The organism is Pseudomonas tritici, from assembly GCF_014268275.3.
GTDB lineage: Bacteria > Pseudomonadota > Gammaproteobacteria > Pseudomonadales > Pseudomonadaceae > Aquipseudomonas > Aquipseudomonas tritici.
Genome location: NZ_CP077084.1, coordinates 373,651 through 399,907, shown reverse-complemented (window position 1 = coordinate 399,907; position 26,257 = coordinate 373,651). Strand labels below are relative to the sequence as shown.

Annotated in this window: 20 protein-coding genes and 2 rRNA genes; 7 read left to right on the top strand and 15 right to left on the bottom strand. The window is 60.5% G+C overall.

The annotated features are described in order from the left end of the window. Positions 1 to 95 precede the first annotated feature (95 nt). On the top strand, positions 96 to 2,264 hold the full coding sequence (locus tag HU722_RS01715; protein WP_065889321.1) for a PA5441 family protein: 2,169 nt from the start codon (positions 96 to 98) through the stop codon (positions 2,262 to 2,264). Beyond that, positions 2,261 to 2,965 carry a DUF3142 domain-containing protein gene (locus HU722_RS01710; RefSeq protein WP_065872818.1) on the top strand — a complete coding sequence of 235 codons (705 nt, stop codon included), beginning with the start codon at positions 2,261 to 2,263 and terminating at the stop codon, positions 2,963 to 2,965. The genes HU722_RS01715 and HU722_RS01710 overlap by 4 nt, the downstream gene beginning before the upstream one ends. Positions 2,966 to 2,976: 11 nt before the next feature. Here the strand turns inward: HU722_RS01710 and HU722_RS01705 are convergent, their stop codons facing one another. The 12 genes from HU722_RS01705 to HU722_RS01650 all read right to left on the bottom strand — a co-directional run bounded on the left by HU722_RS01705 (position 2,977) and on the right by HU722_RS01650 (position 16,625). Next, positions 2,977 to 3,546: a hypothetical protein gene (locus tag HU722_RS01705; protein ID WP_065872819.1), complete on the bottom strand. Its 570-nt coding sequence runs from the start codon at positions 3,544 to 3,546 to the stop codon at positions 2,977 to 2,979. A gap of 98 nt (positions 3,547 to 3,644) precedes the next feature. Then, a complete protein-coding gene (locus tag HU722_RS01700; RefSeq protein WP_065889319.1) occupies positions 3,645 to 6,098 on the bottom strand; it encodes a TonB-dependent siderophore receptor in 2,454 nt (817 codons plus the stop codon). Positions 6,099 to 6,190: 92 nt separating this feature from the next. After that, positions 6,191 to 7,141 carry a FecR domain-containing protein gene (locus HU722_RS01695; protein ID WP_065872821.1) on the bottom strand — a complete coding sequence of 317 codons (951 nt, stop codon included), beginning with the start codon at positions 7,139 to 7,141 and terminating at the stop codon, positions 6,191 to 6,193. Beyond that, a complete protein-coding gene (locus HU722_RS01690; RefSeq protein WP_065872822.1) occupies positions 7,138 to 7,647 on the bottom strand; it encodes a sigma-70 family RNA polymerase sigma factor in 510 nt (169 codons plus the stop codon). Before HU722_RS01690 ends, HU722_RS01695 begins: the two co-directional genes overlap by 4 nt. A 74-nt stretch (positions 7,648 to 7,721) precedes the next feature. Further along, positions 7,722 to 9,167 carry an efflux transporter outer membrane subunit gene (locus tag HU722_RS01685; RefSeq protein WP_186755050.1) on the bottom strand — a complete coding sequence of 482 codons (1,446 nt, stop codon included), beginning with the start codon at positions 9,165 to 9,167 and terminating at the stop codon, positions 7,722 to 7,724. After that, positions 9,164 to 10,222 (bottom strand): HlyD family secretion protein, encoded by a 1,059-nt coding sequence (locus HU722_RS01680; protein ID WP_065879689.1) that lies wholly within the window; start codon positions 10,220 to 10,222, stop codon positions 9,164 to 9,166. The genes HU722_RS01685 and HU722_RS01680 overlap by 4 nt, the downstream gene beginning before the upstream one ends. A gap of 15 nt (positions 10,223 to 10,237) precedes the next feature. Further along, the gene (locus tag HU722_RS01675; protein WP_065879688.1) at positions 10,238 to 11,773 is read right to left on the bottom strand and encodes an MFS transporter; all 1,536 of its coding nucleotides are present in this window, start codon (positions 11,771 to 11,773) and stop codon (positions 10,238 to 10,240) included. A gap of 232 nt (positions 11,774 to 12,005) precedes the next feature. Next, positions 12,006 to 12,926 carry a LysR family transcriptional regulator gene (locus tag HU722_RS01670; protein WP_065872826.1) on the bottom strand — a complete coding sequence of 307 codons (921 nt, stop codon included), beginning with the start codon at positions 12,924 to 12,926 and terminating at the stop codon, positions 12,006 to 12,008. A 51-nt stretch (positions 12,927 to 12,977) separates the two neighbouring features. After that, positions 12,978 to 13,826 carry an ABC transporter permease gene (locus HU722_RS01665; RefSeq protein WP_012721565.1) on the bottom strand — a complete coding sequence of 283 codons (849 nt, stop codon included), beginning with the start codon at positions 13,824 to 13,826 and terminating at the stop codon, positions 12,978 to 12,980. Between the two features lie 12 nt (positions 13,827 to 13,838). Beyond that, a complete protein-coding gene (locus tag HU722_RS01660) occupies positions 13,839 to 14,690 on the bottom strand; it encodes an ABC transporter ATP-binding protein (RefSeq protein WP_065872828.1) in 852 nt (283 codons plus the stop codon). Between the two features lies 1 nt (position 14,691). After that, positions 14,692 to 15,717: an ABC transporter substrate-binding protein gene (locus HU722_RS01655; RefSeq protein ID WP_065879687.1), complete on the bottom strand. Its 1,026-nt coding sequence runs from the start codon at positions 15,715 to 15,717 to the stop codon at positions 14,692 to 14,694. 14 nt (positions 15,718 to 15,731) lie between these two features. Next, entirely contained in the window at positions 15,732 to 16,625 is an 894-nt protein-coding gene (locus HU722_RS01650; RefSeq protein WP_065879686.1) for a TauD/TfdA dioxygenase family protein, read from the bottom strand. A 366-nt stretch (positions 16,626 to 16,991) separates the two neighbouring features. On the opposite strand from HU722_RS01650, the gene HU722_RS01645 reads away from it, so the two are divergent. The 5 genes from HU722_RS01645 to HU722_RS01625 all read left to right on the top strand — a co-directional run bounded on the left by HU722_RS01645 (position 16,992) and on the right by HU722_RS01625 (position 23,592). After that, positions 16,992 to 17,699, top strand: coding sequence for a GntR family transcriptional regulator (locus tag HU722_RS01645; RefSeq protein WP_065872831.1), 708 nt, complete (start codon positions 16,992 to 16,994; stop codon positions 17,697 to 17,699). Between the two features lie 339 nt (positions 17,700 to 18,038). Next, positions 18,039 to 18,797: a DUF3050 domain-containing protein gene (locus tag HU722_RS01640; protein ID WP_065872832.1), complete on the top strand. Its 759-nt coding sequence runs from the start codon at positions 18,039 to 18,041 to the stop codon at positions 18,795 to 18,797. Next, complete coding sequence (locus HU722_RS01635; RefSeq protein WP_065872833.1) at positions 18,794 to 19,741, top strand: diiron oxygenase; 948 nt, start codon at positions 18,794 to 18,796, stop codon at positions 19,739 to 19,741. Before HU722_RS01640 ends, HU722_RS01635 begins: the two co-directional genes overlap by 4 nt. After that, on the top strand, positions 19,738 to 23,115 hold the full coding sequence (locus tag HU722_RS01630; RefSeq protein WP_065879685.1) for an amino acid adenylation domain-containing protein: 3,378 nt from the start codon (positions 19,738 to 19,740) through the stop codon (positions 23,113 to 23,115). Before HU722_RS01635 ends, HU722_RS01630 begins: the two co-directional genes overlap by 4 nt. 18 nt (positions 23,116 to 23,133) lie before the next feature. Continuing rightward, a complete protein-coding gene (locus tag HU722_RS01625) occupies positions 23,134 to 23,592 on the top strand; it encodes an SRPBCC family protein (protein WP_065872835.1) in 459 nt (152 codons plus the stop codon). 45 nt (positions 23,593 to 23,637) lie between these two features. Here the strand turns inward: HU722_RS01625 and HU722_RS01620 are convergent, their stop codons facing one another. From HU722_RS01620 to rrf (HU722_RS01610), 3 genes are all read right to left on the bottom strand, one after another. Next, on the bottom strand, positions 23,638 to 25,518 hold the full coding sequence (locus HU722_RS01620) for a methyl-accepting chemotaxis protein (RefSeq protein WP_065872836.1): 1,881 nt from the start codon (positions 25,516 to 25,518) through the stop codon (positions 23,638 to 23,640). Positions 25,519 to 25,913: 395 nt separating this feature from the next. Beyond that, a 5S ribosomal RNA gene (rrf, locus tag HU722_RS01615) occupies positions 25,914 to 26,029 on the bottom strand. A gap of 109 nt (positions 26,030 to 26,138) precedes the next feature. Beyond that, a 5S ribosomal RNA gene (gene rrf, locus HU722_RS01610) occupies positions 26,139 to 26,254 on the bottom strand. Between the last annotated feature and the right edge of the window lie 3 nt (positions 26,255 to 26,257).

Genomic DNA, 26,257 nt, shown 5'->3' with positions numbered 1-26,257 from the left:
CGATAAATCGGCAATTTGTGCAGGGCTTCTCCGAAGCGACCGTAGGAACACGCTATTATTGCCCTCCTCCAAGGACTCAGGATCAAGGACACGTCATGCGCATCGGTTTTCTGTCACCCCTGGCACTGGCACTGCTCGCGGGTATGACCCAACAGGCCCAGGCCAGCTCCGACGACTCGTGCTACCCCGATTGGCGGGTCTCGCGTGACAGTCTCGACGCGTGCAGCAACCAACCCTTCCTCAACCCGGGCAACGACAGCCGCGTCAACCTGCGCCTGCTGCTGGCGGACAAAAAGGCTGCGCTCCTGGCGCCCAATGCCTTGAGCGAAGACGACCTGGCCCAGGGCTTTGGCCCGGTGCCCTTCCCGGTCTATCGACTGGCGCCTATGCGCAGCACAAACGAAGAACCCGACAACAAGCCGGACGACTCGCGCACCGCCGAACTCGACACGCTGCTCCAAGCTCTGGGCATCAAGCGCGACGAGTACAAAACCGCCGGTGAAGCGTTCCTCAATGGCGAGGGCAGCCGCTGCCGCAGCAACGACGATGACAGCGCCACCGCATTTATCAGCCAGGTGATCAAGGCTGACATGCCGGCGGCCGAGCGCGAGGTGCTGGTGAAGGCGCGTTTGCAGTTGCTGACCGCCTGCTCCTGGGACGGCCAAGTGGCGGACGCCCAGCAGATCCAGTCCGCCGACGGCCAGCTGTTTCGCACTTACCTGCAGGCCGCCGCCGACTTCTACAGCGGTCGTTTCAGTGACGCCGAACGCGGTTTTGCCGCTGCCAGCAGTAGCAATGTGCCTTGGCTGCAGGAAACCGCGCTGTACATGACGGCGCGCACTTCTTTGAACCAGGCCCAGGCTGAAGCCTTCGACGAATACGGCATGCCGCGTCTTGAGCATGTGGATAAGTCCGCCCTGAGCGATGCCGAAGAAGGATTCCTCACCTACCTGAAAACTTATCCACAGGGCGATTACGTGGCCTCCGCCCGTGGCCTGTTGCGCCGCGTGTATTGGCTGGCGGGTGACAACACCAAGCTCGCCGAGGCCTACGCCTGGGCGATGACTCAGGCGACTGATACGCAGCGCAATGTGTCGGTGGACGAACTGGTGGAGGAAGCCGACCTCAAGCTGTTGATGGTTAATAGCGAGACCGTCACCACGCCGATGATCCAGCTTGTCAGCGACCTGATGGTGATGCGCGGTGGCAACCAGCCTGCCCTGTCCCGCGCCGACTTGGAGAAGCAAAAAGCCGCATTCGCCAGCGCGCCGGAGCTGTACGACTACTTGCTGGCGGTGTGTGCGTTGTACATCGAGCATCAACCGGACGCCGCCTTGAAGCAGTTGCCCCAGAGCGTGCCGTCGAGCCTGAACTACTTCGCCTTCAGCCAACAGACCCTGCGCGCACTGGCCCTGGAAGCCAAGCAAGACTGGAAAGGCGCCGAAGCACTATGGCTGCAACTGCTGCCCCTGGCGAAAATGCCGCTGCAACGCGACCAGCTTGAGCTGGCGTTGGCGATGAACTACGAGCGCAGCGGCCAGTTGGCCAAAGTGTTCGCCGCCGATTCGCCGATCAGCGCCAAGCAGGTGCGCTACATTCTGCTGCGCAACGTTGCAGGCCCTGAGCTGCTGCGCCAGCAGATCGCCCAGGCCAGCGACCCGCTGGAACGCCAGACCGCGCAATTCGTGCTGCTCTACAAAGACCTGCTGCGCGGCCAGTACGCGACATTCGCCGAGGACCTCAAGCAACTGCCGGTCGCTGCCCCTGAAGATAAGCTGGGTACCAGCTTGGGCTACGTCTACAGCGCCAGCCAGACCTTGAAGCTGTTCCAGTGGAATGGCGATAAAGCCGAATCCGGCTACGCCTGCCCAGCCATCACGCAAACCGCCGCCGTCCTGCAAAATGACGCGAAGAATCCACAGGGCCTGAACTGCCTGGGTGAATTCATCCTGCGTAACGGCCTGGACGGCATGCCATTGGAGCAGGCGCGCGCCGCCGGCAGCCTGGGCAGCACCGCATCGGACTTCAAGGGCGAAACCTTCTCGCGCCTGGACGGCTACAAACAGGTGATCGGCAATACCAAGGCGCCGAAGAATGACAGGGCCTACGCGCTGTTCCGCGTCATCAACTGCTATGGGCCGTCCGGCTACAACAGCTGCGGCGGGCAAGACGTTGAGCCCGCCGTGCGCAAAGCCTGGTTCCGCCAGTTGAAAAGCAGCTTTGCCGACACCCAGTGGGGCAAGTCGCTGCAGTACTACTGGTGAAACACCTGTGGCTAGGCTTGCTGTTACTGGCAAGCCCGGCCTTCGGCGCCGTCGACGCCCGCAACTATGACGCCTTTTGGCTGTGGAGCGGCGTCACCCCACAACCGGTGCTCAAGCAGGCCAAAACCCTGTATATCCTTCAGGGCCAGATCAACGCCACCCGCCGCGCGCCAGGGCGCGGCGTGCAGATGATCGCGCAGGGCATCAGCGTGCCGCGCATCACTCAGGGTGAAATCTGGATCGTCTACCGCGCCCACACCCTGCGCTGGCCAGAACAGGTCTACCGTCAACTGCTCGGCCAGGTGCAACGCTGGCGTGAAGCGGGCAACCCGGTCGTCGGGATCCAGATCGACTTCGACGCCCGCACCCAATACCTGCACGAATACGCCGACTTCCTGCGCGACCTGCGCCAACGCCTGCCGGCCGACCTGCGCTTGAGCATCACTGGCCTGATGGATTGGAGCAGCAACGCCGACCCGGCCGCCATTGCGCAGCTCAAAGGCGTGGTGGATGAAGTGGTAGTGCAGACCTATCAAGGGCGGCACAGCATTCCGGATTACGCGGCGTACCTGCCACGAATGAATAGGCTGGGGTTGCCGTTCAAGATCGGGCTGATTCAAGGCGGGACGTGGGAGGAACCTGGGTATTTGCAGCGGAGTGAGTGGTTTCGGGGGTATGTGGTATTTTTGCAGAACCCTTGAAACACTCCCCCTCAACCGGCGCCCCACACCACGCCTGTCACAACCCACCCCCATCCCAGCAGCCCAACCACTATTGCAACCCAATTGGCGCTCGTGAGATGCGTGTTTCTCGCCCCGTCGGGGTCATGCTCCAAATGATTAATCGCATCTTGCAACTGCAACGCCAGCGCGACCTGCAACATTGCGATGCAGGCAGCTACAGCGAGTGCGGCGAACGGTGAAAGCAGCCACAACACCGTGAAGGGCAAACACCCGCACACAAAAATCGCCACCGCCAGGCAACGTGGCCACCAGTGGTAGGCGGACTCGCCCTGCTCCAGTTCACGCATCACGCTGAGGATCAGCGAACAGAAATAGCACGCCGGAAATAGCACCCGAACCCAGGGCCATAGCCTCTTGCCCGTGGCCCGCTGATAAAACGTCCATTGTCGGTAGAGCCAGTAGACGAAGTAGCCGCCCAGCGTCAGCAGCATCATGACGAGGAATTTGCGCGGGGCCACGACCAGAAACATCGGTTCACGAACCGGCATCCAGCTCAGGCTGGAGCGCGGTGTGGCATAGGGATTTTCGGCGATGGACATGGGCAGTATCTCGCGAGGGTTGCCAGCCGAAGCTAACGCTCGCGAGACGTTCAAAGTTCACACCCCACTCAATCAGGAGGCCTCCTACAACCGATTACCTACCAGTCGTAGGTCAGGCTCGACACCACCGTGCGCCCTTCCCCGTAGTAGCAATCCAGATTACTGGTGCACTGCGACACGTAGGTTTTGTTAGTGAGGTTCTGCACGTTCATCGCCAGTTTCACGCCTTTGAGCTTGAGCGGCGAACGGCTCAGGTCGTAGCTCAGGCTGGCGTCGTAGACGCTGTAGGACGGCACGTTGAAGGCGCCTTCGTAGTAGTCGCCCAGGCTTTGGCGCGCGTAGCGTACGCCCAGGCCTGCGCCGAGGCCGGCCAGTGGAGTGTCGCCGAGCACGGTGTAATTGACCCACATCGATGCGGTGAGCGGCGAGATGCCGGCAGGGTGGCGGCCTTGGCGGCCGTCGTTGTCCTTGGTGTATTTGATGTCGTTGCGCGACGCCGATGCGACGATGTCCCAAGCGTCGCTAAGCGCAGCCTTGGCTTCCAGCTCCACTCCGCGTGAACGCATGGCGCCGCTTTGGGTGCTGAAGGTGGTGTCCACGGGATTGGTGGTGAGCACATTTTCCTGGTCCAGTTGGTAGACCGAAACCTGCACGAAACTCTTCTGGCCGGGCGGCTGGTACTTCACGCCGACTTCGTATTGGTTGCCGGTGGACGGCTCGAACGGCTTTTGGTTCGCATCGGTGCCCGCCAACGGCAGGAAGGATTCCGTATAACTGACGAAGGGTGCCAGGCCGTTATCGAACAGGTACACCAGTCCCGCACGCCCAGTGAACGCCTGGTCTTTGCTGGCGAAGCGGGTATCGGTCAGGGGTTCTTTATTGACCACGTTGGCCCAGTCGTAGCGACCGCCGAGGACCAACGCCCATTTGTCCCACTTGATCTGGTCCTGCACGTAGAGGCCGGTCTGAGTGATGGTGCGGTCCCAGCGATACGGCTGGCCAAAGTTCAAGCGCTGGCCATAGACCGGCTTGAACAGGTCGATGATCGGCGGGTTGCGATCGTACAAACCATGGAACTGCGAGTTGGAATGGTAGTAATCCAGGCCGAAGATCATGGTGTGGGAGAACGCACCCGTGTCGAATTCGGCCTGGGCGATGCTGTCCACGCCAAACACTTTGTTGTTCTGCGCCCAGTCCACACCGAAGCGTTGCAGGTAGCGTTGGTCCTGCACGCCGGTGACCGGGTTGGCGACAAAACGGTAGCCGTGCAACGGTGCGGTGTAGCGGTCGTCGACCTCGGCGTAGCGTGCGTTCTGCTTGAGGGTCCAGGTGTCGTTGAGGCGGTGGGAAACCTCGTAGCCCAGCACGTATTGCTCGCGGTTGTACTGGTTGACGCCCGGTTCGCCTATGAACAGGTCGCGCTTGATCTTGCCGTTGGGGTTGTCCCACAAGGTGCCGGACGCCGGCAAGCCTTGGGCTTCGGGCACGCCTTTGTCTTTCTGGTACTGCGCGAACAGCGTCACGTTGGTGTCATCGTTGGGCCGCCAGGTGAGGCTGGGCGCGATGAACTGGCGTTTGTTTTCGACGTAATTGACTTCGTCCTGCCCATCGTTGGCCAGGCCGGTGAGGCGATACAGAAATTGCCCCTGCTCATCCAGCGGGCCGCTCAGGTCGATAGCCGCGCTTTTATGCTCGTAGGTGCCGGCTTCCAGTACCACTTGGTGTATCGGGGTTGCGCTGGGTCGCTTGCTGACCATATTGACGATGCCGCCGGGCTGGTTCTGCCCATAAAGCACCGAGGCCGGGCCCTTGAGCACTTCGATGCGTTCCAGGGAATACGGCTCGATCTGCAACGCGCCCCCGGTACTGCCGCCGCCGTAGGGCAGGTGCAAACCATCGAGGTAAAGCGGCGTGGGCGAGAAGCCCCGGGAAGTCGGCTCATCGAACAACTTGACCCGGTCGGCGAAGCCGCCAGCGCTCATGCCAGGGGTGTAGAGCAACGCCTGGGTGACGCTCTGGGCCCCACGCGCCTTGATTTCGGCGGCGGTGATCACGTTGATCGTTTGGGGGATTTCCACCAGCGATGAGTCCGTCTTGCTGCCGGACGCACTGCGCGTTGCCACGATGCCGTCCACCGGGCCCCAGGCACTTTCCTGCGCTTGCTGGCCGCTGATCTGGGTGGCGCCAAGCTGCAAAGGCCCGCCATTGGGAATCGCCTGCAACGACCAACCACCCTGGGATTGCACCGCCAACAAACCGCTGCCCGCCAGCAGCCGTTCCAGGCCGGACCCGACCCCGAAGCGCCCCTGCAAACCGGCACTGCGCTTGCCTTCGGTGAGCGTGGCGTCCACCGACAGCAAGATGCCTGAGGCACTGGCAAAGCGGTTCAGCGCCTGGTCGAGGCTGCCGGCTGGAATGTTGTAGCTGCGCAGCGTCTCGGCGCTTTCTTCGGCATGAGCGAAAGTCGGTACCATCGGCACCGTCGCCAACAGGCTGACAAACAAGCCACGGCGCAGGGCGCGGGCCAAGGGTTGGATTGGGTGGTGCGGCATTGCAAGACTCCCCATGAGAACGCTTCTTGATTGGCTTTCAAGAGGTATCCCGAGCGGGACGCAAAAACCGACAAGCACGCCTGAAAAAATGTTCAGACCCGCGCCTTGATCGTCACCCAATAGCGCGTGACCGCCTGCACCTGTACCGGCAACGAACGCTCCAACGCGGCGAGAATGGCGTCGGTATCGTTCAGCGGAAACACGCCGGTGAGCAACAAGCCCGCCACCGCCTGATCACACCGTAATAACCCCGGACGATAACGGCTCAGTTGCGCGACAAACTCACCCAGCGGTTGGCGCTCGGCGATCAGGCGGTGTTCGGTCCAACTGCTGGCATTGGCGCTCACCGCCGCCAGCGCCGAGCTTTGGCGCTGGTTGAACCATAGGCTGTCGCCCGCATTCATCTGCACGGCTGCGCCATGCAACGGGGTGACGCGCACGCGGCCTTCGAACAGGTCGACACGGCTGCCGTCGGGCAGCTCGCGCACGGCAAAGCGCGTGCCCAGCGCCTGCACATCACCCGCTGGGGTTTCGACGATTAAAGGTCGAACCGGGTCGTGCCCGCTGGTCAGCAAGATCTCACCCCGGATCAGGCGGATACGCCGCTCAGTGCTGCTGAAACGCAGGTCCACCGCACTGTCGCTGTTGAGGTCCAGGCGCGTGCCGTCGCTCAGGGTGACGTGACGAATCTCACCGGTGTGGGTGCGATATTCGGCGAACGCGGCTTGCCAGGGTTCGCTGCGTTGCACCAAGTAACCACTGCCGCCGGCCATCAACAACACGCCCAGCAGCTTTAGCGCCGCGCGGCGCTGGGTGTCCGGTGTGTCGCGCAACACTGCGCGGGCGCTGTCGGCGGGTACGGTCCCAAGGGTGTGTTGCAAGTGCTGCAAACGCTGCCAGGCACGCCGGTGTTCCGGGTCGGCGGCCTGCCAGCGGGCAAAGGCCTGGCGTTGTTCGCCTTGCAGGTCGCCGCCCCATTGCAGCATCAGCCACTCGCTGGCTTGCTCGACAATGGCCTGGGCAATAGGCGCGTCATGTTTCATTCTTCGTAAGCTACTTGGTAGCAAGCCACAATCGCACGGGTCATGTATTTCTGCACCGAGCTGACGGTGACGCCCAAACGCTCGGCGATCTGTGCATAGCTCAGACCTTCGAACTGCGACAGCAGGAATGCGCGGCGCACGTTGTCAGGCATGCGGTCGAGCATGGCGTCGATCCGCATCAGGGTTTCGAGGATCAGCGCGCGGGTTTCCAGGGACGGCGACTCCGGCTCGGGCAAGTGCGCGATGCTTTCCAAATAGGCGCGCTCAATGCGCAGGCGCCGCCATTGGTCGATCACCAGGTTGCGTGCGATCTGCGCCAGGTAGCTGCGGCTTTCCTTATCGCCGGGGAAGCGTCCCGACACCAGCAGGCGCAGGAAGGTGTCTTGCGCGATATCGGCGGCGTGTTCGCGATCGCCCAGGCGCTTGCGCAGCCAGCCTTGGAGCCAGCCGTGATGATCGCGGTACAAAAGATGAAGCTGTTGCTGGCCGTCAGTCGCGGTGTCCATGAAAAGCTCAGATACACTATTGAGAGCAATTATCATTACACCTTATTTCGCGACTGACAAAAACTCTTTGTAACTCAGCGCCCAGCGGCTTGCAGCGGGTACACCGATTCCCAGCCGCCACCCAAGGCTTTGTACAGGCCAACCATCGCCAGGGACACACCGGTGGAGCTTTCCACCCACTGCTCTTGCGTGGCCAGCAGCGCGCTTTGCACGGTCAGCACGTTGACGAAATCCACCACCCCTTCAACGTACTGATGCTGCGCGGTGGTCAGGGCGATCTGGTTCTGGCGCACGGCTTCAGCGAGGCTGTCGCGCCGCAGTTGGCTGGCGTTGTAGCGGGTCAGCTGGTCGTCGATCTCATGCCAGGCGCGCAGTACGGTTTGCTGGTAGGCAAGCGCCGCTTCCTGTTGCTGGGCTTCGCGCAGGTTCAGCATGCCTTGCAAACGCCCGCCATTGAACAGCGGCAGGCTGAACTGCGGACCGAAGGCAAACGCGCGTGAGCCCCAGGAACCGAAATCCGAGAGTTGCATGGCCTGGGAACCGAGGCTGCCGGACAAGGTGATGCGCGGGTAAAAATCGCCCTTGGCTACGCCGATGCTCGCGGTGGCAGCGTGCAGCCGGGCCTCGGCCTGGCGGATATCCGGGCGACGCTCGGCCAACTCCGACGGCAAGCCAATTGCAACCTGGCGCTGGGTTTGCGGCACGGCGGCGTCCTTGGACAACTGCGCGTGCAAGGCTTGCGGCGGCTCGCCCATCAGCAGGCTGAGGGCGTTGATCAGTTGGTCCTGACGCTGTTGCAAATCTGGCAGGCGCGCTTCGATGGCGGCGACTTGGGCAGCGGCTTCGGCCACATCCAAATCTGTCGCCACGCCGTCAGCCAAGCGCAACTGCGAAAGCTTGAGGCTGTGGCGGGCGACGTCGAGGTTTTGCTCAGTGACGGCGCGGGTGTTCTGTACGCCGCGCAGTTGGATGTAGTCCTGGGCGGTCTCGGCCAACACTGACAGCAGCACAGCGCGACGGTCGTTTTCAGCCACTTGCAGGGTGGCGTCGGCGGCTTCGGTTTCACGTTTGACGCGGCCCCAGAAATCCAGCTCCCAGGAGGCGGAGAAGCCCATGTCCCATTGATTGAAGGCCGAACGGCCGTTGTTGCCGGACGGGTCGCTCAGGCCTTTGCCACTGTTGCGTTGGCGTTGGTAGTCACCGGTGGCATTGACGTTGGGATAGCGCTCGGCAGTGGTCACTTTGCGTACGGCGCGGCTTTGTTGCAGGCGGCTGCTGGCCAGTTTCAAGTCGAGGTTATCGGTGAGCGCGCGACGCGTGAGGGCCGAGAGTTGCTCGTCGTGGAACACATCCCACCAGCGTTCCTGCAGCGGGTCGCTGACGGCGCGGCTGGCCGCCTTGCGGCCCTGGGGTTCGCTCCATTGCGCCACTTGCGGGCTCTGGGGTTTCTGAAAGTCCGGGCCGACGGTGCAGGCACTCAGGCTGATGATACTCAACATGAGCCAGGCAATTTGTTTCATTGCTGGGCCACCTCACGCTGCTGCGCGACCGGCTGAGTGTCGACGCTGGCTTCCACCGACATGCCGACCCGCAGGCGTTCGGTCAGAAGCTGATTGGGTTCGAGGACGATTTTGACCGGAATGCGCTGTACGACCTTGGTGAAGTTGCCCGTGGCGTTATCAGGTTTGACCGAGGCGAAAGTCACTCCAGTCGCGGGCGCCAGGCTTTCCAGATGGCCGTTGAGCAGTTCACCGTCGAGGCTGTCGACGCGCACCTGCACGGCTTGGCCGGCGTGCATATGGGAAAGCTGGGTTTCCTGGAAGTTGGCCACCACGTAGGCCTCCTCCAACGGCACGACCGCGAGGATCTTGCTGCCCGGCGTCACATAGGCGCCGACCCGCACCGCACGCTCGCCGACCATGCCATCCACTGGCGCGACAATGCGCGTGTACGACAGTTGGTAACTGGCCAATTCCAGCGCGGCCTGAGCGCGTTTGAGCCCACCTTCGGCGGCATCGCGCTGGGCCGTGAGGATTTCCACTTGCTTGCGTTCAGCCGCCAGCACCGCCGTAGCACTGGCCAGGCGCGCGGTGGCCTGGTCGATGCGGGTCTTGGCCTGCTGGGCGTTCTGTACGGTGCCAGCGCCCACACCAGCGAGGTGGTTGTAGCGGTTCAGCTCGTGTTCGGCGAAAGACACTTCGGCGCGATCCGCCGCGACGGTGGCCTGGGCCTGGGCGATCACCGAGCTTTGGCGCTCCAGAGTGGCGGTGGCGTTTTTCAGTTGGGCTTGGGCGACGAGCGTATCGGCGTCAGCCGCCTGGGCGGCGGCGCGAAAATCGCGGTCGTCGATCAGCGCCAGCAGTTGCCCGGCCTTGACGCGCTGGTTGTCTTCCACCAGCACCTCCTTGATAAAGCCCGCCACGCGCGGTGCTACCAGGGTGAAGTCAGCGGCGACGAAGGCGTCGTTGGTGGTCTGGCGCTTGCTGCCGAGCAGGCCCGGCGCGGCCAGGTACACCAGAACGCCGACAGCAAATACGGCGATAACGGAGACGGCAATTTTGTCTTTGCGTTTCATGAGCAGTCCTTTCAATCAAGTCGGTGCGCGGGGCGGGAAGATCCGCGTGGGCATCCAGAAAATCAGCAGGATCAACGCCGCCGCGACCGCGGCCATGACGTAATAGAGATCCGAAGAGGTCAGCACCACCGCCTGCTCGTGCAGGCGGTGCGCCAGGCCCGACGCGTCGCCATCGACCAGGGGCGAGTTGCCCAGGCGGTCCACCAACATCGTCGAGTGAAAGTGCAGGCGCTGGGTGGTCAGCGCATCGAGCACGCCCGTGGCAATCACGGCGGCCAAGCCCTTGACGGTGTTGAACCAGGCGGAGGCGAACGGCCCGTCCATTGGCTGGATGCTGCCGGTGGAAAGCATCAGCAGCGGCAACACGGCCATCGGTTGCCCGAAGATTTGCAGCAGGTACAGGCCGTAAAAATCGTCGCGAATCCATTCCGAGGTCAGGTGCGCGCTGCCTATGCAGCACAGCACCAACATACCGAGGCCAATCCCCAGCACCCAGCGGCAGTCGACCCACCGCAGGTTGCACAGCGCCGCCACCAACGGCAGTGCAATCAACTGCGGCAGCGCCATCAGCAACATCACCGGCGCAGTTTGCAGGGGCCGGTAACCCTGGACCTGGGCGAGGAAACTCGACGGGATGATGATCACCGAGGTCAGCACCATCAGCACGCCTGCCAGCACGATCAAGGCGAACGCCAGGTTGCGCAGGCCAAGCATCTGCAGCTTGAAAAACGGCATCGGGTGCGACCATTCATTGACCATGAACAGCACCAGCAACACGCCGCCGCCGCTCAGCAGGAACGTGATCAGCCCCGACTCGAACCAGTCCAAACGGTTGCCTTGCAGGATGCCGATCACCAGCATGCAGATCGCCGGGAAGCCCAGCAGCAAGCCGCGCCAGTTGAATTGCTTGAAGCGCTCCAGACGCAGCGGGTCTTGCGGCAGGCCGTAGGCCACGGCGGCCATCGCCAACAGGCACGGCGCGACGATCTGCCAGAACGCCCACTGCCAGCCGACATATTCGGTCCACAGCGCCGCCAACGGTGTGCCCAGGCTTGGACCGAAGGTAGCGGTGAGCGCATAACCGGCCAGCCCGTACAACTTGACGTTGGCTGGCAGGAAGCGCAGCGCCACGGTCATCAACATCGGCGGTAATGCACCGCCCGCCAGGCCTTGCACGGTGCGCAGCACCAACAGGCTTTCGTAATTCGGCGCGAACGGACACAAAATGCCGAGCACGGTGAACAGGCCGATGGCGCACAGGGTGAAACGCCGCAGCGAAAAAGTCACCGAACACCAGGGCGCAAAGGCCATGGCCGACACGGAGGTGGCGGTGTAGGCCGCAACCAGCCAGGTGCCTTCGTCAAACCCGATGTATAGAGCGCCGCGAATATCTGCGAGGGCCACCTTGGTGACCATCTCGTTGAGACCGGAGACCAGCACCGCCAACAACACGCCGACCAGGCCGATGATGATGCGCGGGCCGAATACGGGCGGGGTGATGGCAGTGGGCTTGGCTGCGGCCGCAAGGGTGGGGGCAGCGAGGGAAGTCATGAACAGGTAACTCGGAATGGTCAATACCCGAGCAGTTTAATCAGGCACACATATGACAAAAAGTTACTTGTTGGCAGGTTATAAGTGCGCCAGACGCAATCCTAAAAATCTGCGCAAACTCCTGTGGGAGCTGGCTTGCCTGCGATGGCGGGCTGTCTGATACACACTGGTTAATTGACCCACCGCTATCGCAGGCAAGCCAGCTCCCACATGGACCGTGCTCGCTTTAGATTCAAGTGGGTTGGGCTTCGAGCCAAGTGGCGTGGCAGCTTTCGCGCATGGTTTCGCGCAGCCATTTATGGGCGGGGTCTTTGTCGAATCGCGGGTGCCAGGATTGCGCCAATACCAGCGTGGGCAGCGAGATCGGCAAGGCGAACGCGCGCAGTGGCAGTTTCAGGCGATTGGCGCTCAACAACGCTTCCTTGGGCACCGGCAGGATCAGGTCGGAATCCGGCAGCATGAACATCGCGCCGTGAAAGCCTGGAGCGATCATCGCCACCCGACGCTCAAGGCCCTGGGCGTTCAGCGCGGTGTCGATCGGCCCACGGGCAATGCCGCGCCGCGAGATGCTGATATGGGAATAGCTGGCGAAGCGCGCGGCGGTGATTTCCTCGTCGAACAACGGGTGGTCTTCCCGCGCCAGGCCGACGAAGGTCGTGGAAAACAGGTTTTGCACCTTCACTTCGGGGCTGGTCGGCGTGGTGTTGCTCACGCGCAAATCCAGCCGCCCTTCGCGCAGGGCCTCGTCGTCGGTGTCGCCTTCGGGCACAAAGCACAGCTCGCACAGCGGTGCCATGCGCTCCATGGTGTCGAACAGGCGACCGCCATACACGCCGATAAAAAAGTCATTGGCGCGCACGCTGAAGCGGCGGCGCAAGGTGCTCAGGTCAACCTGGTCCGCCGAGCGGAACAGCAGCGCCGCCTGCTCCACCACATTGCGCACCTGGCCCTGCAACTGAAGCGCCTTGGGCGTCGGCACCAGGCCGCGACCGGCGCGTACCAGAATCGGGTCGCCCACCGCTTCGCGAATCCGCGTGAGGGTGCGGCTCATCGCGGCCGGGCTGAGGTTCATCCGCCGTGCGGCGCCGACCACACTGCCCTCATCAAGCAAGGCGTCGAGGGCGACCAACAGGTTCATGTCCGGTAGCTGCATGCCAGGCACTCGTGATCAGTGGGGAGTGAACTTGGCGCAATCGTAGCGTATTCAGCGTTGCATGCCCCAGCGTTTCACCGTCAGCCGCTCAAACGTGTCAAACACCAGGTTTTCCACCAGCAACCCGATCAGGATCACCACCGCCAAGCCAGCAAACACCTTGTCGGTGTACAGCTCGTTGCGGTTCTGGAAGATGTACCAGCCCAGACCACCCTTGCCGCTTGTTGCACCGAATACCAGCTCGGCGGCGATCAGCGTGCGCCAGGCAAACGCCCAGCCGATCTTGAGGCCCGCGAGGATCGACGGCAGTGCCGCCGGGATCAGGATGAACAGCACAAAGCGCATGCCCTTGAGGCCATAGTTGCGGCCGGCCATGCGCAGGGTCTCGGACACGCCGAGGAACCCCGAGTACGTGTTGAGCGCCAACGCCCACAGCACCGAATGCACCAGCACGAAAATCAGGCTGTTCTGCCCCAGGCCAAACCACAGCAGCGCCAGCGGCAACAGCGCGATGGCCGGCAGCGGGTTGAACATCGAGGTCAGTGTACTTAGCAGGTCGCGGCCCAGTTGGGTCGACACCGCCAAGGTGGTCAGGGCAAACGCCAGCACGATGCCGATCAGGTAGCCCTTGATCAGCACCACCAGCGAGATGCTGACTTTGCTGAGCAATTCCCCACTGAGCAGGCCGTCGTAAAGCGCATGAAAGGTCTGCAGGAAGCTCGGCAGCAGCAGGTCGTTGTTCTGGTAGCGCGCAACGGCTTCCCAGAGGATCGCGAGCACGATCAAGATCAACCCCTTGCGCAGCCAGCCTTGTTGCCACAGGCGTTGGCGCAGGGGCAGCTCGCGTTCCACGGGAACGCTGAGCAGCGGTTCTAGGGTAATTTCGTATTCCTGGCGCATTGGGTTGACCCTTCAGTAAGCGATGCGAATATCGGCAAAACCCAACTCACGTTCGGCTTCGGGCGCTTCATCGAACAACAAGCGATGAATCCGCCGCGCCGACGCCTGGAACGCCACGCCACCGAGGCTGTGCAGGTCGTATTGATGGCTGTGGATTTCCGCGCGCACACGCCCGGGATGGGGCGACAACAGCAGGATGCGATTGCCCACCACCAGCGCTTCTTCGATGGAGTGGGTGACAAACAACAGGGTGAAGCGCACCTCCTCCCAGAGCAGCAGCAACTCCTCCTGCATCTTGCGCCGGGTCAGCGCGTCGAGGGCGGCGAAGGGCTCGTCCATCAGCAGGATTTTCGGCTGCATGGCCAAGGCACGGGCGATGGCGACACGGGCTTTCATGCCGCCGGACAGGGTGTGTGGGTAGGCATCGGCAAAGGCCGTGAGGCCGACTTTGTCGAGATAATGCAACGCACGTTCTTCGGCTTCAGGCCGCTTCAAGGTTTTCGACGCAAGCAGTGGAAACATCACGTTCTGTTTGACGGTTTTCCACGGCGGCAGTTGGTCGAATTCCTGGAACACCACGATGCGATCCGGACCAGGTTGTTCGACCTTTTGGCCCAACAGGCGGATCTCGCCTTCGCAAGGCTTGATAAACCCGGCGATGGACTTGAGCAAGGTGGATTTGCCGCAGCCCGAAGGCCCGAGCAGCACGTAGCGGTCGGCCGGGTCGATCTCGAAACTCACCTGGTGAGTAGCCCGCACCACGCGCTCAGGCGTACGGTATTCCAGGCTGACGTTATCCACCGCCAGTAACGGGGCGGTGGTATGCAGGTTGCTGGCCGTGTGGCCTTGCAAGGGTGCGTTCATCTCAACTTCCTTGCAGGGGCTTGGCGTCCTGGAAGAAGTAGTCCTTCCACGATTCAGGCTTGTTCTTGATGGCGCCGACGCGGTAGAGGAATTCCGCCAGCGGATAGGTATTTTTCGGCGTGACGCTGAATTCGAACTGCGGGTTATCGATGATTTTCAACAACGCGGCACGGTCGATCTTGGCCTTGGTCACGCGGATGTAAGTGTCGGCTGCGGCGCCTTTATCGTTCTGGGCGAACTGCGCAGCTTCAGTCAATGCCTCGACGAACGCCTTGTAGGTTTTCGGGTTGTCGTTGCGGAATTTCTCGGTGGCGAACAGCACCGTCGGCGAGTTCGGGCCGAGCAGGTCGTAGGTGTTGAGCACCACATGCACGTTCGGGTTGGCCAGGGCCTGGTCCTGGAACGGCGGGTTGGAGAAGTGCCCAGTCAGCTCGGTACCGCCAGCAATCAGTGCCGCGGTGGCATCCGGGTGCGGGACAGCGACGGTGTACTTGTCGAGGCGATTGAATGCTTTATCGCCCCATTGTTTGGCGGCGGCGTATTGCAGGAAGCGCGATTGCACCGACACGCCTACTGCCGGTACAGCGATGCGATCTTTTTCGGTGAAATCGGCAATGGTCTTGACCTGGGGATTGTTGCTCACCAGGTAGTACGGAAAGTTGCCCAGGGAAGCGACCGCCTTGACGTTCTGCTTGCCGTGGGTGCGGTCCCAGATGGTCAACAGCGGGCCGACACCGGCACCCGCGATATCGATGGAGCCGGAGAGCAATGCATCATTGACGGCTGCACCACCGGACAATTGGGTCCAGTCGACCTTGATGTCGATACCTTCCTGCTTACCGTATTTTTCGATCAGGTTCTGATCACGAACCACATTGAGCAACAGGTAAACGATGCCGAACTGCTCGGCGATGCGGATCTCGCCTTCAGCCTGCGCAGCAGCCGGTGCAACAAGGCCGCCAGCCAGCAGGCTGACGCCCAGACCGACGGTCGCGGCCAGCCGTGCAAATGGAAGTTTCCTGGACATGGTCATGCTCCGTATCAGAAAGGCGCGTCGCCCTGGATGGTGGTGCGAAACAGCTTGCGGCGCAGGTGGCTCGGGCACCCGGCGGCCAGGTGGATCAGCGAGCGGTTGTCCCAAAACACCAGGTCGTGGGGCTGCCATTGGTGGCGGTAGATGTTGTGGGGCAGCACGCTGTGGGCGTAGAGCTGGGCCAGCAGGTCGCGGCTTTCGTCTTCCGGCAGGCCGACGATACGGGTGGTGAAACCTTCACTGACGAACAGCGCCTTGCGGCCGGTTTCCGGGTGGGTGCGCACGATGGGGTGTACGACTTCCGCAACTTGGGCCAGCTGCTCAGGGGTCAACGTGGGACGCCAGTTGCCTTCGAATTTGGTTTCGCTGTAACGCGCCGTGTAGGAATGGGCGGCGCTGCGGCCTTCGACGGCTTTGCGCAGGTGTTCCGGCAATTGGTCCCAGGCTTTGTGCATGTCAGCAAACAAGGTGTCGCCGCCTTCTGAAGGCAACTCTTGGGCGTGAAGCATCGAGCCCAGGCTGGGCAGCTCCTTGTAGGACAGGTCTGAATGCCAGAACTTGCCCGCATCCCCCAGGCCGATGGATTGGCCGTTTTCGATAATGTTGGAGACGATCAGGATTTCCGGATGGTCAGCCAGCAAGAACTGTTTGAGCACATGGATTTGCAACACGCCAAAGCGACGGCTGAAGGCGATCTGTTGTTGGGGGGTGATGCGCTGATCGCGAAACACCACGACGTGATGGTCCAGGTGCGCACGGTGAATACGCGAGAAATCCTGATCGTTGACCGGGCGCGACAGGTCCAGGCCGATGATCTCGGCGCCAACGCTACCGGGAAATGGACGAATCTCGAACGTTTGGGCGGTTGCGGTCGCTGTTGGAACAGTAGAGGTGGCGGACATGAGGTCACTCCCGGTCAGACAGGGAAATGACTTTATAGATATAAGAACGGCATTTTAAATACCGTTAGTGAATATCGATATACGGGAATGTGGTGACCAAACCCCGCGCGCTTGGCGCCAAGGGAATAAACTGCAGTGTCGAAGTGACGAGCGCTTAGCTGCCTGTACTGCAATTTCCCGCTCGATAGCAGGCGAGTTGAACCTGAATGCGTAAGACCCGATAGAGGCTGGCTGTGGGTGCTCAGAGCGTTATGTTGAAGCGCTTACAAGCCGAAACTGTGCGCGTTTGACAAGCCTATGGTCAGTCTCTAGTGTGCATTGGATCCAATTAGCCATGCCCATTCTAATAAGGAGCATAACGTAACCGTGACGCAGAAGCCGACCCCTTTGAACAGCATCAAGATCAGCGGAACGATCCCCGCCCATCTCGCTCGCTCCGTGATTGAAGAAACCTTGCGCAACGCCATCTTGGACGGTCGGTTGCCCTGCGGTACCGCCATGCGCCAACAGGAATTGGCCAGCCTGTTCGGGGTCAGCCGCATGCCGGTGCGCGAAGCCTTGCGCCAGCTGGAAGCCCAGTCACTGCTGCATGTGGTGACCCACAAGGGTGCTGTCGTCGCACCCTTGATCGAGGATAATTCGGCCGAAACCTATGAACTGCGGATGCTGCTGGAGTCTGAAGCGCTGCGCTCGTCCATCCCTTTGCTCACCGAAACCGATATCGCCGAGGCGGACGCCATCATCGTCGCCTTGGAGCAGGAAAAAGACTACACCGAGATTGGTCGCCTCAACCGGCTGTTTCACATGGCCTTGTATGGCAAGGCCCCGAACCAGCGGCTGCTCAAATTGGTGGAGCACGGTTTGAACGAGGAAGAACGTTTCCTGCGTTACAACCTTGAGGCCATGGGGTTGGGCCAGACGTCCCAGGAGGATCACCGCGAACTGCTGAGCCTGGTGGCACAGAAAAAAATCGAAGAAAGCATCCTGACGCTGCGCAATCACTTGATGCGAGGCATGGAGGTAATCACGGCATACCTCAATGGCCTGGATGCCGGCGACAAAAAAGGCACGTAATAAGCCTTCCAGCTTTCCTGTCTCGATCTTGCAGTGTTGCGGGGTTCCCTAACTAACGGTTAGTACCCCGCCCCACGAAACTTCCCACTTTCAATAAAGACACTAACTTACAGCCCATATTATTTAGAAAAACTTCTAACACATTTGTATGCTCGCCAAATTGTTTAACCCGCTTATCATCTTTTATTACTAAACCAGACACTTCACTCGATGCTGCAGTCGCCTCATTAGAAGCGCCTTGCACGCGTACGGCTGGTCCATACCTATTCACCTCTTGCCAACTACAAGAACTCATCGCTGTTTTTTCACAGCAGACGCAATAACTTATAGGCACCAACCATGCATCAACCGTTACTTGAAACAGCAAAATTGCAGTTATGCAGCCATTCGTTATTTCCAGAAATAACTTCCCTGCGCAAGTTACAACTTTTTATGGAAAGCCACATATTTGCCGTCTGGGACTTCATGACCCTCGCCAAACGTCTGCAACGGGACCTGACCTGCACGCGTCTGCCCTGGCTGCCACCTGCCGACACGCAAGCCGCGCGCCTGATCAATGAGGTCGTGCTGAGTGAGGAGTCAGACGAGCATCCCGAGGGAGGCTATTGCAGCCACTTCGAACTCTATCTGGAGGCCATGGCCGAAGTGGGCGCCAGCACCTCGCCGATCAAACGCTTTGTTGCGCTGCAACGCCAAGGCATGGAAGCGACTGCCGCCTTGCGTGAGGTAGAGATTCTTCCCGGCGTGGCCCGCTTCGTCAGCGACACATTGCATCTCGCGCTGAACGCGCCTACCCATTGTGTGGCGGCAACATTCCTGCACGGTCGCGAGCATGTCATCCCGACGATATTCGAGCGCATCCTGCAATCTGATGAGCTTATCCATCGCCACGCGCCGACACTGTGCGCTTACCTCAAGCGTCACATCGAATTGGACGCCCAGGATCATGGCCCAGCAGCAGAGCAGTTGCTCCAACACCTTGTCAGTGCAGACCCGGCGTACCCGCAACAGGCCAACAATGCCGCCCTCGCGGCCGTGCAAAGCCGTATTGCATTCTGGGATGAGGTTCAGGCCTCGCTGCTGGAGGTGCACCCATGAGCGCAGCCGACTACCACGCCATTGCCGACGACTGGGAGCGCCGCGCAACCATCCGCACACGCCCTCGCCGTTTGCTGGAAGACGATGACAAGCTCATCTACCCGATGTGCCGCCAGCCCTTGGTGCTCTGTGCAACCTTCCTCGAACACTGCCCGCAATGGCGCGATTTCGTGCTGGTGCAAAGCTTCTACAAATTCATCAACGACGTGGTGATCTTCGAGACTGAGATCGTCGACAAGACTGCGCGCAGCATTGCCAAGAATCGCTTCTCGGTGCCCTTCCCGCTTGCCTGCCGCGTAGATGCGATGACCGTTGTCGTGGACGAGGACTACCACGCACTGGTTGCGTTGGATTTCCTGCAGCAAACCGTAGCCATGACCGGCATACAACCGTTGCAACCGCCAAGGGAAATTGAATTGAGCCGTGCGTTGCCTGCGGCCCAGGCCAAGGCGCCAGCCCACCTGCGCGATGCAATAGCACTGATTGGCGTGGCCATTGCCGAAAACACCGTGACCCACGATGTGGCGGCGTTCGCCAAGGACACCAGTGTTAAAGCGTCGATCCGTGGCTTGATGGCCGATCACCTGTTTGATGAGGGCCGCCATGCGCAATTCTGGACACGGCTCGTACGCCTGTATTGGCACACGGCGAGCGCGGAAGACCGCGACAGCATCGCTCAGGTGCTGCCGATATTCCTGGCTCAGTACCTGACGAACGACCTGCAAAAAAACTTCGACCTGCACTTGATCGAACACCTCGATGCCAGCGAAGGCCTGCGCAGCGCATTGCGCGATGAAGTGACGGCACTGGCGTTCCCGATCACCCGTCGGCACCCGCTGATGGACAACATTCTGGGTTTCCTGCAACACAGCGGCTTGCTGCAAACGCCGAGTGTGGCGCAAGCGTTGGGCAATTACTTGCCGGTGTCCGGGAGGCTGACATGAGGCGCCTGACCATCGGGTTTGCTGGCACCAGCAGCGCCTTGGGCGCCATCAGGCAAGCGCTGGAACAGTATGGGCATGCCTTGAGTGATGAAGGCATCGACTTGTTGATCGATGACGGCAGTCAGTCGCTGCGGGACCCAGCAGATCAACTCCCGGTGTTCAGCCTGCGCCTGGGTGTTGGCCCGGTAACCGAATGCGGGCTACCCGCGCTGCAACTGCGCGCCTATGGGCCCAACGGGCGATTATCGGCTGTGCTTGGCATCACCGAAGAACCCAGTGGCAACGGCCAACGGCTGCGCCAGCAGGTAACCCATGCCTTGGTGGAGTGGGTCGCGCTGCACGTGAGTGGATTCTCGCGGGACACTGGATATTTCTCTGTGCACGCGGCCGCCAATGAATGGCCCGAGCAAGGCTTGGACGCGCTTGACGCGCTGGCATTTGTCCATCGATTCAACCGCACAGAAGACCCTGTTGTCATGCGGGAAGCCCAGGTGCCCGTGATCGAACAGTTGCAGGCCAGCCTTCGCACCTTCGCCGATCGGCCGGCGCTGAACATCGCCGGCAACACAGTGATCTATCGTCAATTGCAGCTTCACGCCTTGGCGATCCAGCAACAACTACAGCCGTTGCTGGCGACTGGGCAGGCGCCAACGGTGGTCGGCGTGTGCCTGGAAAAATCCATCGAGTTGTACGCCAGCATTCTTGCGGTGATGGGCTGCGCAGCCGTGTATCTGCCGCTGGGTCCGGACCACCCGGTTCAACGCCATCAGGCCATGCTTGAGAGCGCGCAAGCCAGGGTATTGCTTGACGCGGGTCAGCATCCCTTGCGGGGACGCTTCACTGCACTGGATGTCAGCAAGGTCGACCCGCGGAGCGCCGACGTCATGCGTCCGTTGGTGCAGACTCGCCCGCGCCCCGACGGTCCTTGCATGACGCTCTTTACATCAGGCACCACCGGTCAACCCAAGGGTGTGCTGCTCAGCCAGACCAACCTGGCGCATTTCACGGCCTGGTTCAGGTCCTGTATGAGCCTGGATGAGCTGAGCCGCGTCCTGCAATTTTCGCCATTGAGCGTTGACGCTTCGCTGATCGATATTTTCCCCAGCTTGTTAGCAGGGGCCGAGTTGATTGTCCCCAGCGCAGAGCAACGACAGGACCCTCAGCAACTGCTGGATCTGCTTCAACGGCAGCGCGTCACCCACGCCTTCCTGCCGCCTGCGCTGCTGAGCATTCTGCCGCTCGATCAACCGCTGGGCCTGACGCACCTGCTTACCGGCGGCGATGTGTGCGAGCCCCATGTGATCGAACGCCTCGCGGGGCACTGCCAGTTTCACAACCTCTATGGGCCCACGGAGGCCACGGTGCTGGTCACCCATCGCACGCTGCTCCCCGGTGATAGCAACCGCAACGTCGGAAGCCCCATCGCCAACAGCCAGGTGCTGATCCTTGACGAGAACCTGCAGCCGGTAGATGAACAGGTCATAGGCGAGGTCTATATCATCGGCCCTGGGGTGAGCCTGGGGTATGTGAACGCACTGCAACAGCTTGCCAGCCCTTTCGTGGAACTGGCGGTGCCAGGGGGCCAGTCGCTGAGGGCTTACCGCAGCGGTGATCTGGCACAGTGGACCGCCGATGGGATTGTGCTGGGGGGGCGCCGTGATGATCAGGTGAAAATCCGCGGCTTTCGGGTCGAGCCCCAAGAGATAGAGCAGTGCTTGCGTAACCGCCGGCTGTATCGCCAGGTCGCAGTGGTGATCGACCATGACCGCAGGATCCGTAGCTTTGTCGCTCAACCCGAACCGGGGGCCACCTTGGCGGCCCTGCAGCAACACGCGCGACAGTGGCTGCCGGATTACATGCACCCCGGTTTCTGGAGCCTGTTGCCGCACATGCCATGTTCCAGCAACGGCAAGGTCGACCGGGCAGCATTGCTCGCATTACCGGCTCAATCCGTTTTGCAGACTCCCAGCAACGCGGCGCAAACCCCACTTCAGATTCGATTGACCCGCTTGTGGATCGAGCTGCTGGCGTTGCCCGTGGATGAATTGTCCATCGATGAGAGTTTCTTTGAACTCGGCGGCCATTCGATTTTGCTGTCGACACTCTTATTGCGTTTTCGCGAACAATTCGGCCGCAGCTTCTCGTTGAGCCACTTCATTGAGGCGCCGACTATTCGTACCCTCGCAACATGGGTGGAGGACGGGGAAGGACCCGATGCGCCCTCTAGTCAGGCGGTTCGCGACGCACAACAGGAGTGGTCACTCAACATCCTTCCCGAGAACCGCGCAGGCGACCCGCACAAAGTGATCGTGACAGGGGCCAACAGCTTTGTTGGTGTGCATATCGTCGAGGCGTTGCTGGCCGGTCATGCAACCCAGGTGGCATGCCTGGTGCGTGAGGAGCCGGGGCATTCGGCGATGATGCGGTTTACCCAAGCGTTGCGCGAGTACCGCCTGGATCATCTGGACCTGAGCCGGGTGCAGGTATTCGCCGCCGATATCAGCCTGCCTCGATTGGGGTTGGCCAACGACGCTTACGACACGCTCACTCGGGACTTCGGTGTGCTGGTGCACAACGCGGCACGGGTCAACCACGTGATGGACTACGCATCACTGGCCAGGGACAACGTTGACCCCATCTTCGAATGCTTGCGCCTGTGCGAGACGCACTGCAAGAAGGTCTTTAACTTTATCTCGACGCTGTCAGCCTCAAGCAGCTTGGACACCCAGGGCTATGTCCTTGAGGCACCCGCCGCGACCACGCTGCCGCTGTACATCAAGAATGGCTATAACCTGTCCAAATGGGTCGCCGAGCGGCAACTGGGACGTGCGGTGGAGCGCGGAGCCTGGGTGAACATCCATCGCCCCGGCAATATCAGTTTCCACAGCCGCACGGGGGCCTGCCAGCCGCAGAAAAATCGGCTGATGCTGATGCTCAAGGGCTCACTTCAACTTGGCCTGGTACCGCGGCTGGCGTTGAATTTCGACCTGATGCCGGTGGACTTCCTGGCTCGTTTCATTGCATTCCACTGCGCCGGCTTTCAAGCCAATCGCAGTGTGTTCAACCTGCACAACCCACAACCGTTGAGCTGGGCGCATTACCTGGATGCTTTCAGCCGAGCGGGTCACCGGTTCAGGCGGGTGAGCATTGCACATTGGCAACAGGAGATACGAACGGTCAGCCAGGACAACGCACTGTTTGGCGTGCTTGGTTTTTATCTCGAGCGCCTCGACGAAGACATCGGCGACACCTCAATGATCCGCCACGACAACGCGCGACAGGGCGTCCAGCAGATGGGGGCACACTACCCCGACAAAGATTCGGCGCTGTTGAGCAAAGGCTGCAATTACCTCAAGGCCATTGGCTTTCTTTGAACGCCTCAGGACAACCTCATGAAACCACTGCAACCCGATACGTTAATTCGCAACCCGGACGGCCTGCCGATAGTCGCGTCGGTCGTGGTCGACTGCCATGCCTCCCGTCTGTGGAACATGGTCGGGAATTTTTCAGGCTTCGATGTGTTCATTCCTGACCTGACGCATATCGAAATGACAGGCACAGGTGTAGGCGCCTTGCGTACAAAATTTTTCCGCGATGGCAACTGTGTGGTGGAGCAGCTCAATAGCCGGGACGAGCAGACCATGCATATGACCTGGACCACAATCTATAACACCTTGGGCGTGGCCAGGTTATGGGCGGCGATCGGCGTTGAAGCACTAGGAGTGGAGTGTTCCAGGGTGACATGGACGATTATTGCGCAGCCCATGGATGAGGCAAACGCAGGGTTTGAACAGTTTGTGCAGGACTTCGCCAACAGCGCCCTGGACAATGTCCGTCGGTTGCTTGGCTGAGCGGCAGGAGCGAGGCTACTCGCCCCTGCCCGATCAATCAGCAGGTCAGATCTTGAAACTATCGACCAGTTGCTTCAATCGATTGGCCTGCTGCGACAGTGCATCGCAATCCTTCAGGGTCTCATTGAGATTGGCCACGCCCTGCTGATTCAGCAGGTTGATCTGGTTGATGTCGACGTTGAGCGTTTCCACCACGGCTGTCTGCTCTTCGGTAGCGGCGGCGACGGACTGGTTCATGCCGTCGATCTCGACGATCCGCTGCGTCACGCTGACCAGGCGCTCACCCGCCTGGTTGGCGACCTCGACGCTTTCTTCACTGGAGGCCTGGCTGGCATTCATAGTGGTAACCGCTTCACGCGAGCCCACTTGCAGTGAGGTGATCATTTTGTGGATCTCTTCGGCGGACTCCTGGGTGCGGTGAGCCAGGTTGCGCACCTCGTCAGCGACCACCGCAAAACCTCGACCAGCCTCACCGGCACGTGCCGCTTCAATGGCGGCGTTGAGTGCGAGCAGGTTGGTTTGCTGAGAAATCCCCTTGATCACATCAAGGATGTGACCAATGTTGTCAGTACTGGCGTTCAGGGTTTCGATCTGTGTGCAGGACAGGCTGATCTTCTGCGACAGTGCCGACATTGCAAGGATGGTTTGCTCCACCACTTTGCGCCCATCATCGGCCTGCTCACTGGCTCCGCTGGCGTGCTGCGAGGCATCGGCGGCGTTACGCGCGATTTCCTGGGTGGCGGCGCCCAGTTCGTTGATCGCAGCGGCCACGCTGTTGGTGCGCGCGCTTTGCTCGTCGGAACCGATGATAGAGGCATTGGACGAGGCCATCACACGCTGGGACAAGTCGTGCACCTGGCGCGTTGCCGAAGACACTTCCGAAATCGATGCGTGGATGCGTTCTACGAATTGATTGAACGCGCTGCCGACTTCGCCGAACTCGTCCTTGCTGGTGACAGCCAGGCGACGGGTCAGGTCACCTTCGCCCTGCGCAATGTCCTGCATCGCCACCCCCATGGTGGTCAGAGGCCGCAGCAGCACTTGGATGAGCACACTCAGGAGCACGGCAATCGCAACCACGGCGATCAACATGGCAATCAGCGCGGAAGTACGGAACTTACCCAATGCTGCGTAGGCTTTGTCTTTATCAATCGACAGACCGATATACCAATCTGCGCCGGGCAAGCCGCTGATCGGGGTAAATGACAGGATGCGGTCCTGGCCGTTGAGAACGACCTCCTGACTGACCTTCTCGATGCGTAACTGAGTGCCGGGGTAGATGTCTTTGAGGTTTTTCATCACCTGCCCTTGATCAGGACTGACGATGACTTGGCCGTCGCCGCTGACTAGGAACGCATGGCCGATGCCGCCGAAGTCTACCGAGTTGATGATTTTCACCAAGGTCTGCAGGCTCAGGTCACCGCCGACTACGCCGAGCAATTCACCGTTCTTTTTCACCGGCATCGCGATGGTCACGATCTGCCCACCCACTGCGGCCATATACGGTGGTGTAAGCATGGGCTTGTCCGCAGCCACTGCCTGTTTGTACCAAGGGCGCTGACGGGGGTCGTAGCCGTCGGGCATTTTCGCGTCCGGACGTTGCGTAAACACGCCGTTGGTTTGGCCAACATAGGTGAACTGGAAGTTTGAGGTGAACGCCGGTTGATCGACCAGACCAGGGAGGTCGGCAGCACCGCCTTGATGGGCGACGTTTTGCGTGAGGCTTTCGAGCACCAGTATTCGTCCGCTAAGCCAGTTCTGCACACTGCTGGCGGTGAGCTCACCTGATTGCTCGATGGACGACTCTAGGTTCTGCTTGATGGTACTGCGCTGCAGGTAGTCGTTGTAGAGGGTAAATAACGCGAAGGCCAGAACCACAACGCCTGACGCGGCCAACAGAATTTTATGACTGAACTTGAGATTCATTTCATCGACTTCTTTTGCCAAAGGGGGGTTAGCGTGCCGAGTGGAACATTCCATGTAACGTTATAGGCGGACTCTTGGGCCGCTCTATTTCGGTGCACGCATGGCTCGTCAGGCTTTCGGCCAAGCCGAGGCAAAACTTAGGAAAATGTAAGACGGATCGCCATTTTTCGTAGGAAACCGACCGGTGGTTGTCGTACGAGGATTGGATAACGAACGCTTTGAGCGCTTAGGCACCTTGGTCTAGGTCCTGCGATAGAAAATGAAACCAACCAATAATGCAGCGAGTTACGGGCTGGATGCCCGGGTGATCAATCAGGTCTGTCAGCAATACAAAATTGCTGATCTAAACGACAAAACCCCTGTCTGCGTTAACAGACAGGGGTTTCGGAATTCAATCTTGACGATGACCTACTCTCACATGGGGAAACCCCACACTACCATCGGCGATGCATCGTTTCACTGCTGAGTTCGGGATGGGATCAGGTGGTTCCAATGCTCTATGGTCGTCAAGAAATTCTGTGTACCAGACCGTTGTGTTAGCAACGTACCAGTGAAATTCATGGACTTCTACATAAACAAAACCCCTGTTCGCGTTAGCAAACAGGGGTTTTGGAATTTAATCTTGACGATGACCTACTCTCACATGGGGAAACCCCACACTACCATCGGCGATGCATCGTTTCACTACTGAGTTCGGGATGGGATCAGGTGGTTCCAATGCTCTATGGTCGTCAAGAAA